We start from the raw sequence: 11,652 nt of genomic DNA, 5'->3' as shown, positions 1-11,652 counted from the left end.
CAGCTGATTTAATCAGCTGTGCTTTTTTATTGTTTAAAATAGGTTTCGAGAATGTTTCTATTCTGTGAGATCAGGTTATTGCTTCCACATTTCAGGTGGGATATATTTTGATATAATACAATCAAAAAGATTGGTGGACCCTTATGACAATAAAAAGACCATTAGTTATATTACTCCATGAAATTTATGGAGTAAACAATCATATGGAGTATTATAAAACGCTTTTTAATGATGAGGGGCTAGATGTAATAGTTCCTAATTTATTGGGTAGAATACCTTTTGATTATTCAGAGGAAGCAGAAGCATATGCTTATTTTATGACAGAAGTGGGTTTTGAAAAGGCTCAGTCGATAGTTGAGCAAATTATATGTGAGCAAAAACTACATTATGAGGACATTTATATCGTTGGATTTAGTATTGGTGCAACATTATCATGGCTATGTAGTGAAAAATCTGTATCAGCTGTTTTCGCTTTCTACGGATCTCGTATTCGCCAATATTTATGTATTAACCCGATGGTTCCTACTGTGGTTTATTTAGCTGAGCAAGAAAAATCCTTTGACCCTCGAAGAATTATTGACCAATTGCAACAAAAAAACCATGTTGATGCTTACTTAGTAAATAAAGAGCATGGCTATATGAATCCCTATGATAAAAATTTCGATAAATTAGCAGCTGAAAAATCAATAAATGAAATTTTTACATACATAAAATTGTCACTATAAATCCAATTTGTTATAATATATATAGAACAGAATGGAGTGATACGTATGTTTCTTCAAATTGAGCCACATTCAGATGTGCCGATATATACGCAACTAACGCAGCAAATTATTGAAGGCATTGCCAGTGGACAGTTGGAATCTGGGGAGTCCTTACCTTCGGTTAGATCTTTGGCTGCTGATTTAGGTGTGAATATGCATACGGTTAATAAGAGTTATCATGAATTAGAGAAGAAGGGGATGATCCGCATTATCCCAAAGTCTGGAGCAGTTGTTACAGGGCCAAATGATTTAGGGGTAACAAATGCACAAATGCAACAAGTTGAGAGAATGTTGCGACCTGTTGTTGCAGAAGGACTGGTCGTTGGATTAGGAGCACAGGATCTACAACACCTTGTACAAAAGCTAATTAAAAACTTGACATAAAGGGGCCTAAAGGAAATGGATAGTTTTATTTTTTCATTAGTTATGTTTGTTGTAATTGGTTTACTACAAGCGTTTGTACCATATTGGATTAAAGAGACAATTGTTTTTGGTGTGACAGTACCTGAACAAGAAGTTTATCATCCTGTAGTGAAAGCGTCAAAAAAGATATATACTTTAACGCTTTTAGGTTTACTGGCGATTATAATGGTGGGTTATGTTTTGTGGCATTTAAATAGTACAGCGAATGATGAATTACTTATCATTGTAGGAATTATCCTGCAGTTTATATTAATCGGTATAAGTATGTTGATGTATTTAATACTGCATAACAAAATTACGAAGTTAAAAAAAGTGGAGGAATGGGGAGCAGAACTGAAACAGGTAAAGGTAACAGATTGGTCCGTACGTGCACGTGATGAAATGTTGCCTATATTCTATTTTTTACTACCAATTTTTATTGTGGGTGGTCTGATTATATACACTTACTTGCAATATCCGCTACTTCCTGAAAAAATTGCAACACATTGGGGGCCAAACGGTCAGCCGGATGCTTTTACAGATAAAAATAGATTTTCAGTTATTGCACTACCACTTATTTTATTAGTAATGCAGATTATGTTTGCAGGCATTATTGAGTTAACACGTCGCTCGGGCATTAAGATTAGCGCTACTAGAACGAAGCAATCTATTCGTCAGCAATTAGCAATGAGAAAGTATTCGAGTTGGTTTATGTTTTTAATGACTATGCAAATAACAATACTCTTTAGTATCTTACAATTAACAACAATTCATAGTGACCTTGTTAGTGAGAGTACGATGCTTACTATGTTCATTGTTTTCATTTTTATCACAATTATTGGGTTAATTGCTTTTGCAGTGAAACTGAGCAGTTTAGGTGATTCTAAAGGGAATAATTATTCTACTTCGGGTATTACAGACGTAGATGAAGATCAGTATTGGATAGGCGGTCTTATTTACTTTAATCGTAATGACCCATCAGTATTCGTAGAGAAGCGATTTGGTGTTGGTTGGACGGTTAATCTAGCTCGTCCAATTGCTATTGCTTGTATTTTCGGACCGATTGTATTAATTCTCTTAATTTCAATATATGTATAGATAGATTGAAGAATTGCATATAAATTTAATTATGACCAAAAAGTAGCTAATACAAATTCAGCCTGTATAAAAAGACCAGCACAACATTTGTGATAGATACTAAGGGGAGAAAGTAATATAGAGAAGAAGCATCATCAGAGATGAACTGAAGATGCTTTTTTGCATTTCTATCAGAGAATAACAAATAAAAGTAGTTTAAGACCGACCTAATTTATTTTCTAGAAATTGAAGTGCTATTGGTTTTGATTTGTATAAATTTTGCTATAATTAAAGATTAGAAAGAGTGGTGAATTGACATAGTGTCGAATTGGTATAGTATTTTTCCGAAAAATCCATTGCTCAGTATTTCTGCTTGGATCTTTTTCTGTTTTGTCCCGTTCTACTTTGTTTTTCGTACAGCATCCTCATTAATTCTATCGATTGCTGCTGCTGTGTTGATTGTCTATCTCATTTGTTTTCGTTTTTCATATAGTACTAATAGTGGTTTAGTTTATGTGTGCATTGCCTTAGAAATGGTGATTAACTCTGTAATGACAATTCTCTTTGGCTATATTTATTTTGCTTTCTTCACTGCTTTCTTTATTGGGAAAATTCGTCATACTGTCGGGTTTTATATTATGTATGGCCTCCATATTGCAATCACTGTTGGTTCAATTATAGGGGGGTTCTTTATTGAAACAGAGCTATTCATTAAAGAAATTCCTTTTATTGTTATTGTTGTTTTCGGTGTGATTTTAGGACCGTTTTATTTATATAGTGCAAATAAACGTGAAAAATTACAAGGACAATTAGCAACTGCTAACGAACGTATTTCTGAACTTAGTGTCTATGAAGAACGTCAACGAATTGCTAGAGATTTGCATGATACTTTAGGACAAAAGCTTTCAATGGTTGGCTTAAAGAGTGATTTAGCCATTCGTTTAGTAAAAAAAGATCAAGAAGCGGCTATAGAGGAACTTCGCGATATTCGTCAAACAGCTAGTATTGCATTAAAAGAAGTGCGTGAAATGGTATCGAATATGAAAGCTGCAAAATTACAGGATGAACTAATACAAGTTCAACGAATTTTAACTGCAGCAGACATTAAGATGCGAATAGAAGGAGATTCGGAATTCAATCACATTCCTACAATTATTGGGAATACATTAAGTATGTGTTTGAAAGAAGCCATTAATAACGTAGTCCGACATAGTGATGCCACCGAATGCATAGTTACCATTATACAAAAAGCCGACGTGATCCAATTGAATATATTAGATAATGGTATTGGTATATCTAATATGAAGGTGAAACCATCAAGTAACGGTTTAAATGGTATGAAAGAAAGGTTAGAGTTTGTTAATGGTGAATTAGATATCTCTATAAATAACGGCACCCTTGTAAAAATTAGCGTCCCTAATGTTATAATGTATCAAAAAGAAGAACCACAGTTTAATTAAAAACATATAGTAGTATGTATTAAGGTCCCTAGCAATGTTTAAATGTTAAGGACCTTTATAGTATTCTTTATTTCCCGGGAAATATTGATGCTTCACCATTACTTAGATAAGAATTATATTAATTTGTCTAACCACACATGCAACAAATTGCAAAACAGACTTACAGCATTGTACAATATTGTGTAAATCGATACTGGTTTTTCGTATCGATCTATTTATAAAAGGATGTGATAATGGTGGCATATGCAACAAATTTGCCTGCTACAGCACAAACTCATGCAAAGCCTTTTAATAATAATTTGGCGAATCTTTGCATGGGGTGATTAAAGTATCATCGCCGTTGCATGTCATGTTATTCATTGAAATGCTTTGCCCTTAACTTCAATTATGATAGTGAAGGAGCGAGGTCCAATGCGATATATGAATGCACAGGATATAATACCGCAAAAGTTGTTAGCAGAAATTCAACAGTATGTACAAGGAGATTTACTCTATATCCCTAAACCTGAAAAAAGCAGGGTTAAATGGGGTGTTCATTCTGGTGAACGAGAAAGATTATCTAAACGTAATGCACTGATAAAAGATACATTTCGAAGCGGAGCATCACTAAAAAGCTTAGCCAAGGAATTTAATTTATCTGTGGAAACAATAAAAAAAATTATTTACACAAAATAAGTTGTAATAGCTGCTTAGGTAACTAGCAGCTATTTTTATGTAGAGTTTAATTATAAAAATAATCCCCAATTGTAGCGCTGTGATATTTGTAGTAAGTTGAAGACAAAGGAAGTGATACGAATGGAACACTTTATGAATGTGGAGCAATACCAGTTCTTGAAGAAGCAGGCTAAGAAAATAGCTAGTGCGTATTCGAACACGAAAGACGAGCGCATCATTCAAGCAATACAAGCACTAGTAATGGAGGATATTAATGAGAAGATTGTAGATTTAGATGAAGATAGCCTTCCAATATTAAAACCTATCGCAACTATACAAACGAAAGAGCAGCTTGAAGATTTTATTAGAAAGATTAAAGTTTACGTTGCTCCATTTGATAAACTTACTGAGAAAGAACTTAAAAAACTCTTTCCTAAGGATAAAAAATTAAAAGTTCCGGATCTGAAAAATATAGATTGGACTGAAATTTCTTATTTAAGTTGGCTCGATTCAGGAACTAATCGTAAATATATTGTATTTAGAACTGATAACGGCATTAAAAGCATCCGTGGAAGCTTTAGTCAATCTAATAAAAAGGGAATATGCACTATTTGTAATCAACATCAAACAGTCGGTATGTTCATGAGCTCCAAAAAGGGAAGAGCAGTAGGCACATATGTAAAAAGAGGAAATTATATATGCGTAGATAGCACTGTTTGCAATGAAAATTTATCAGATTTTAAACGGTTAACGGACTTCATTGAAACGATTGATGATTAGAACCTCAGAAAAAGAAAGTCATCTAATTTAGCTGATTAGCTTTTTGGTACATCTTTAAGATGGTTTTTAATATCTATCAACATTAAAAACAACCATTCTGATTCAAAATAAATAAACATCTCAGGAATATTATGATTTCTGAGATGTTTATAGTAGTTTGAATTGCGATATATTTAAAAAGAACTTAATTTAACAATTAATTATTTGTATCGAGGTAGCTACCTCGATACAAATACGAATACTTTCTGTTAGATCATCCAATGACCAGCTAGGGATTTTACCATGCTGGATAGCTAGTTCATGAGAAGCTGGAATATGTATAAACCCTGAAAGAATATTACTGTTCTTTGAAAGTGCATATTTTAGACCCTCATACATGATGTTATTACATAAATAAGTTCCTGCTGAGTTAGATATTTCCGCAGGATACCCTTTTTCTAAGAGTTGATTTATCATTTGACGAATAGGCAAATTAGTAAAATATGCGTCATTACCATCTGGATAAATTGCTTCATCTATAGGGGTATAACCTGAATTATCAGGTTCGCCATCTTTTGTATTGATTGCTATTCTTTCTGGCGTTATTTTAAATCGTCCACCTGCTAAACCAAGTGAAATGATGATATCTGGTTGCACTTTTTCAATTAACTGTTTAAATTGTATAGCGGATTGCTTGAAATCGACTACTAGTATTTCTGCATGTATTTCATAGTCATTGATGACCTTATTTTTAAATTGATTTACTACTTTCATAGTAGGATTCACATTGTAATGTAAAAAAGGTTCGAAACCTGTTAAGAGTATTTTCTTCATAGTTGTACCTCTTTCTTAAAGTATTTTTTGTCTGAATTTAAATAGCTTATTATTTCTTTTTAAAATGTAGATAGTATTTCCATGAAGCTGATGCTAAATTATTTATTTTAAATAAAGTGTAATGTTCAGAATATATTTGATATTATACAGAACTAAGTATATTGCCTCTTCCTTTTCAAAACAAGAGGCAATAAAATAATTATGATACAATCAAGTTAAACTCATCACTAATAGAACAAGCGTAAGAAAAGAAGGTGAAAGAATGTCGAACCAATCAGAAGAAGTAAAAGTTACACATCGATCAACTAAGGAAAAAGACGATATATTAAATAGGTTAAAACGAATAGAGGGGCAAGTTCGGGGTATTCAAAACATGGTTGAAAATGACCGTTACTGTGTAGATATCCTAATTCAAGTATCAGCAATTAATGCGGCATTGAAGAAAGTTAACATGAATTTGTTAGAAAGACATACTAGCCATTGTGTTTCGGACGCGATTAAGAATGGTGAAGGAGAAGAAGCGATAAAAGAATTAATGGACGTTTTCAAGCAATTTTCAAAGTCTTAAAAAGTTCGAGCCAGCATAAAAACTGGCATTTTATTTTTATTGTTGACATACCTAACGGGGGTATAGTAAATTGAGTGTAGAAGAAATTTTATATAGAAAGGAGAGATAGGAAGAGGAATCTTGAGTTTGTGATTTGTATATGTAGGTAGTAAGTGAAAAGTATAAATCGATCCAGTCATGCTAAGAAATCAGATTCAATATTAGAATATAAGAACCCAAACAACTAAGGAGGAATATTTTATGGAACAAATAACACTAGGTGTAAAAGGAATGTCTTGTGGACATTGCGTAAATGCAATTGAAGGAAACGTAGGGAAGTTAAACGGTGTAGATTCTGTAAAAGTGCATCTTGATACAGCTAAGGTAGATGTAGCATTAGACCCAAATGTCATTAGCATACAAGATATTAAAAATGAAATTGAAGATCAAGGTTACGATGTAGAGTAATCTGTCTAAATTAAAATAACTAATAAAGAAATCGTGCTGGTATTGGCACGATTTCTTTTGAAAAACATCACTTTCGAATGGTTGCTACTTAAGGAGTGAAAAATGATGAGTCAAAAAAAAGCGACTCTCCAAATAACAGGTATGACATGTGCAGCTTGTGCAAATAGAATTGAAAAAGGTTTATCAAAGATAGATGGTGTAGAAGAGGCAAATGTTAACTTTGCACTTGAAAAAACGCAAATAGTTTATGATTCAGATAAAGTGGATGAAAAGCAATTTAAAGATAAAGTAAAAGCTTTAGGTTATGACGTAGTAAGTAAAAAAGCTGAATTAGATATTACTGGGATGACATGTGCAGCTTGTGCAAATAGAATTGAAAAACGCTTAAACAAGATTGATGGAGTTGATACAGCTACCGTTAACTTCGCGCTAGAGTCAGTTCTTGTGGAATATAATCCGGAGCAAAGTAATGTACCTGAAATGCAAGAAGCAATAAAGAAACTTGGTTATGCTCTTATTGAGAAACAAGAAAAAACAGGAGAGTATGTAGACCATCGTCAAAATGAAATCAAGAAACAACAAGGGAAATTTACTTTCTCACTTATTTTATCTATGCCATTGTTATGGGCAATGGTCAGTCACTTTGAATTTACAAGCTTTATCTGGCTACCGAATATGCTTATGAATCCGTGGGTACAGCTAGCGCTTGCAACACCAGTCCAATTTATCGTAGGTAAACAGTTTTACGTTGGAGCTTATAAATCATTAAGAAATAAGAGTGCAAACATGGATGTACTCGTAGCATTAGGTACGTCAGCTGCTTATTTCTATAGTTTATATTTAAGTATCAAGTCAATTGGTTCTAACGCTCATATGGTAGAACTCTATTACGAAACAAGTGCAGTTCTAATTACATTAATTATTTTAGGTAAATTATTTGAAGCAAAAGCAAAAGGGCGTTCATCTGAAGCTATTAAGAAGTTAATGGGACTCCAAGCCAAAAATGCGACTGTTGTTCGTGATGGTGAAGAGATGATTATTCCAATTGAAGAAGTATTAAAAGGCGATATTGTCTACGTGAAGCCAGGTGAAAAGGTACCAGTTGATGGTGAAATTGTAGAAGGTCAATCAGCACTTGATGAAGCAATGTTGACAGGAGAAAGTATTCCTGTAGATAAAACGATAGGCGATATTGTTATTGGATCAACGATAAACAAAAATGGTTTCTTGAAAATTAAAGCAACCAATGTTGGGAAAGATACAGCACTTGCTCAAATTATTAAAGTTGTTGAAGAAGCTCAAGGATCTAAAGCGCCTATTCAACGTTTAGCCGACGTTATTTCAGGTATATTCGTTCCAATAGTAGTAGCTATAGCAATTATTACATTCCTTGTATGGTACTTCATGGTGAGTCCTGGAGACTTTGCTGAAGCACTTGAGAAATTCATCGCAGTATTAGTTATTGCTTGTCCTTGTGCACTTGGCCTTGCGACACCAACATCAATTATGGCAGGATCAGGTCGTGCAGCTGAGTTTGGCATACTGTTTAAAGGCGGAGAACATCTTGAGACAACACATCGTTTAGATACCATTATCCTTGATAAAACAGGTACTGTTACAAATGGAAAACCATCATTAACAGATATTCTGGTAGCACAAGATGTAGATGAGTCAGATTTCCTTAAGCTTGTAGGTACAGCAGAGAAAAACTCAGAACACCCACTTGCAGAAGCCATTGTTGCAGGGATAAAGGAAAAAGGAATTGAACTTGGATCTACAGATACATTTGAGGCCATTCCAGGTTTCGGTATTCAGTCGAAAGTGGATAGCAAAGAATTATTAATCGGTACACGTAAATTGATGGCGAAATACAATATTCAATTAAAAGATGAATTAGAGAATATGGAAGTGTTAGAGAAGCAAGGTAAAACAGCTATGCTAGTTGCTATCAATGGCCAATACGCTGGTCTTGTTGCAGTGGCAGATACAATTAAAGAAACATCAAAAGATGCTATTGATCGTTTACACAAGTTAGGTTTAGACGTTGTAATGATCACAGGAGATAATACGCAAACAGCGAAGACAATCGCTGATCAAGTTGGTATCAAGCATGTTATAGCAGAAGTTCTACCAGAAGGAAAAGCGGATGAAGTGAAAAAACTTCAAGCTGCTGGGAAAATCGTAGCGATGGTAGGCGATGGTATCAATGATGCTCCTGCACTAGCGACAGCTGATATTGGGATGGCAATTGGTACGGGAACGGATGTTGCAATGGAAGCGGCAGACATTACGCTAATTCGTGGTGATTTAAATAGTATTGCCGATGCGATCTTCATGAGTAAGAAAACTATCACTAATATTAAACAAAATCTTTTCTGGGCGCTGGCTTATAATAGTTTAGGTGTACCAATAGCCGCTGCTGGCTTATTGGCTCCTTGGTTAGCTGGAGCAGCGATGGCGTTTAGTTCGGTATCGGTCGTGCTCAATGCGTTAAGACTACAACGTATTAAGTTAAGAGACTAGAGGAGGAGAAAGGTATGAAAAGCAGTACTTGGATTTGGGCTCTATCGGCGATTGTGTACCTTGGTATCATCATAATAGGCTACAGTGTTTATGCCAATATGAACTCAAATAAAGAAGAAACAGCAAGTCATACAAGTAATGCTCATAATAGTAAAAAGTCAGATCAACCAAATCATGAAAATGAACACGCTGATCATAAAGAAAATGATATGAGTGAAGTGATCCCTAAAGTAAGTTATGCTAACGGAGTCACATCGGTTGAATTAAAAGACAATGATAATGAAGCCCTAGAATTAGACGTTTCACATAAGAAGCTTATGCATCTAATCGTTGTTAGTGCTGATTTAAAAGAATATCATCATTTTCATCCAGAGCAAAAGATTGAAGGAGTATATCAAAATACATTTAATTTAGCTGATAATTCTTATAAAGCATTCGTAGATATTAAACCAAAAGACCTTCAATATTCAGTGAAACCTATTGATTTACATGTTGGTAAGGGGCATCAAAAGAATTATAATAACAAACTTGATGTAGATAAGGACTATATAAAGACTATTAACAATAAAGCAGTTGAGTTAACTACTACTTCATTTGATACGAATAAGGAAATCACTTTGAATTTTGATTTAAAAGGGGCTGAACCTGAACCATATTTAGGTGCTTTAGGCCATGTTGTTATTTTAGATGAGGATGCGAAGAAGTTTATACATGTTCATCCCGCATCAAACAGTGAACCTGTTTTTAAAACAGAATTCACTGAACCTGGTATATATAAAATGTGGGCAGAATTTAAGTTTGGTGGTCAAGTTAACGCGTACCCATTTGTGATTGAAGTAAAATAGGATTGAATAAAAGGGTGTCTCTAAGCTGGTAAATTGGCTTATGAAGACCCCTTTTTAATTTGTACTCTAAACCGGCATTATCTTATGTTGTAGGTCGGACTTTTCAACTTGAAATGTCGCATGTGTAATATGGAATTCTTTTTCGATTTTATGAATGGCTTCTTGAAGTATCTGTTGTTCATTCTGATTATCCTCGATTAATAGATGACAAGTAAGAGAATCCAATCCGGATGTAATTGTCCAAATATGAAGGTCGTGTACATTGATGACACCGTTTAAATCGATTAATGCTTTTTTTACTTTATGATGATCAATTGAGACAGGTGTTCCTTCCAAAAGAATATGCACTGTATGTTTGATAATGCCCCATGCACCTCTTAAGATTAATAATGCAACGACAACACTAATAATTGGGTCTGCAATGTACCAGCCAAAGAAATACATGACGATACCAGCAACTATTGCACCGACAGAGCCTAGTGCATCTCCAAGAACATGAAGATAAGCACTTCTCAGATTTACATTGTCTTTCACATTCCCTTTACTCATTAAGGACCAAGCGCTTAGAAGATTTGCAAATAAGCCAACTAAGGCAATTAACATCATAGAACCACTAGCAACTGTCGGCGGCTCAAAGAATCTTCCATAAGCTTCATATATGATGAAGCCTGCAATTAAGAAAAGAGTGATTCCGTTAAAGAAAGCAGCCAAAATTTCAAAGCGATGATAACCAAATGTTCTTTTCGGTGAAGCGGCCTTAGCAGCAAACCCTATCGCCACTAAACTTAGGATTAAAGAAGCTGTATCACTTAACATATGCCCGGAATCTGCAAGTAAAGCTAGGCTATTAGTAAATAAACCTCCAAAAAACTCTAAAAACATAATTCCAGATGTGATTGTGAGAGCTATAATAAGGCCTTTTTTGTTACCGTCTCTGTCATGATCGTGCCCATGATCATGACTGTGTCCATGATGATGCATATACATTCCCCCTAATCATGTAATGAGTGGTCGATGACTTGCTTTAATATTTCAATAACATGCTCGTCATCATAGCTGTAAATTAATGATTTACCTTGACGACGCGATTTTACTAAACGTAAATTTTTTAGAAAGGATAGTTGGTGAGATACGGCAGATTGCGTCATGTTTAAAACATCTGCAATATGTCCAACTGAACATTCCTCTTGTGATAGTAGATATAAAATTTTCACTCTTGTAGGATCTGCTAATGCTTTGAAAGTTCTTGCAACATCTTCTACAGTCGAATCATTTAAAAAGTGATGTTCACTTTGCTTCAATCAATTGACCTCCTTCAT

General features: G+C 34.4%; 13 protein-coding genes. 10 read left to right on the top strand and 3 right to left on the bottom strand.

The window, feature by feature from the left end; all coding sequences use genetic code 11:
- Nucleotides 1-143: 143 nt before the first annotated feature.
- The 6 genes from ACZLO7_RS21885 (at nt 144) to ACZLO7_RS21860 (ending at nt 5,137) form a co-directional block, all read left to right on the top strand.
- The gene (locus tag ACZLO7_RS21885) at nt 144-725 is read left to right on the top strand and encodes a dienelactone hydrolase family protein (RefSeq protein ID WP_464938465.1); all 582 of its coding nucleotides are present in this window, start codon (nt 144-146) and stop codon (nt 723-725) included.
- 45 nt (nt 726-770) lie between these two features.
- Nucleotides 771-1,148, top strand: a complete 378-nt coding sequence (locus tag ACZLO7_RS21880) for a GntR family transcriptional regulator (RefSeq protein WP_464938466.1) — start codon at nt 771-773, stop codon at nt 1,146-1,148.
- 15 nt (nt 1,149-1,163) lie between these two features.
- A complete protein-coding gene (locus ACZLO7_RS21875; RefSeq protein ID WP_464938467.1) occupies nt 1,164-2,264 on the top strand; it encodes a DUF1648 domain-containing protein in 1,101 nt (366 codons plus the stop codon).
- Between the two features lie 299 nt (nt 2,265-2,563).
- Entirely contained in the window at nt 2,564-3,703 is a 1,140-nt protein-coding gene (locus ACZLO7_RS21870; RefSeq protein WP_464938468.1) for a sensor histidine kinase, read from the top strand.
- A 411-nt stretch (nt 3,704-4,114) separates the two neighbouring features.
- Nucleotides 4,115-4,378 (top strand): CD3324 family protein, encoded by a 264-nt coding sequence (locus tag ACZLO7_RS21865; protein WP_464938469.1) that lies wholly within the window; start codon nt 4,115-4,117, stop codon nt 4,376-4,378.
- 120 nt (nt 4,379-4,498) lie between these two features.
- On the top strand, nt 4,499-5,137 hold the full coding sequence (locus ACZLO7_RS21860; RefSeq protein WP_464938470.1) for a FusB/FusC family EF-G-binding protein: 639 nt from the start codon (nt 4,499-4,501) through the stop codon (nt 5,135-5,137).
- Nucleotides 5,138-5,326: 189 nt separating this feature from the next.
- Here ACZLO7_RS21860 and pcp read toward each other — a convergent pair whose 3' ends face one another.
- Nucleotides 5,327-5,950, bottom strand: coding sequence for a pyroglutamyl-peptidase I (gene pcp, locus ACZLO7_RS21855; protein ID WP_464938471.1), 624 nt, complete (start codon nt 5,948-5,950; stop codon nt 5,327-5,329).
- 262 nt (nt 5,951-6,212) lie between these two features.
- Here pcp and ACZLO7_RS21850 point away from each other — a divergent pair, with 262 nt between their 5' ends.
- The 4 genes from ACZLO7_RS21850 to ACZLO7_RS21835 all read left to right on the top strand — a co-directional run bounded on the left by ACZLO7_RS21850 (nt 6,213) and on the right by ACZLO7_RS21835 (nt 10,333).
- On the top strand, nt 6,213-6,518 hold the full coding sequence (locus ACZLO7_RS21850) for a metal-sensing transcriptional repressor (RefSeq protein ID WP_427754116.1): 306 nt from the start codon (nt 6,213-6,215) through the stop codon (nt 6,516-6,518).
- A gap of 240 nt (nt 6,519-6,758) precedes the next feature.
- Nucleotides 6,759-6,965: a copper chaperone CopZ gene (copZ, locus tag ACZLO7_RS21845; protein ID WP_464938472.1), complete on the top strand. Its 207-nt coding sequence runs from the start codon at nt 6,759-6,761 to the stop codon at nt 6,963-6,965.
- A gap of 102 nt (nt 6,966-7,067) precedes the next feature.
- Nucleotides 7,068-9,488 (top strand): heavy metal translocating P-type ATPase, encoded by a 2,421-nt coding sequence (locus ACZLO7_RS21840; protein ID WP_464938473.1) that lies wholly within the window; start codon nt 7,068-7,070, stop codon nt 9,486-9,488.
- A 14-nt stretch (nt 9,489-9,502) separates the two neighbouring features.
- The gene (locus ACZLO7_RS21835) at nt 9,503-10,333 is read left to right on the top strand and encodes a DUF8832 domain-containing protein (protein WP_464938474.1); all 831 of its coding nucleotides are present in this window, start codon (nt 9,503-9,505) and stop codon (nt 10,331-10,333) included.
- Nucleotides 10,334-10,399: 66 nt separating this feature from the next.
- On the opposite strand, the gene ACZLO7_RS21830 is transcribed toward ACZLO7_RS21835, so the two are convergent.
- Both ACZLO7_RS21830 and ACZLO7_RS21825 read right to left on the bottom strand, forming a co-directional pair.
- Nucleotides 10,400-11,320 (bottom strand): cation diffusion facilitator family transporter, encoded by a 921-nt coding sequence (locus ACZLO7_RS21830; RefSeq protein WP_464938475.1) that lies wholly within the window; start codon nt 11,318-11,320, stop codon nt 10,400-10,402.
- A 5-nt stretch (nt 11,321-11,325) separates the two neighbouring features.
- Complete coding sequence (locus ACZLO7_RS21825; protein WP_464938476.1) at nt 11,326-11,634, bottom strand: ArsR/SmtB family transcription factor; 309 nt, start codon at nt 11,632-11,634, stop codon at nt 11,326-11,328.
- Nucleotides 11,635-11,652: the final 18 nt, after the last annotated feature.

The organism is Viridibacillus sp. d25.2 (genome assembly GCF_055456015.2).
The sequence above is the reverse complement of the archived record's forward strand: the minus strand, read 5'-3'. Positions and strand labels throughout refer to the sequence as shown.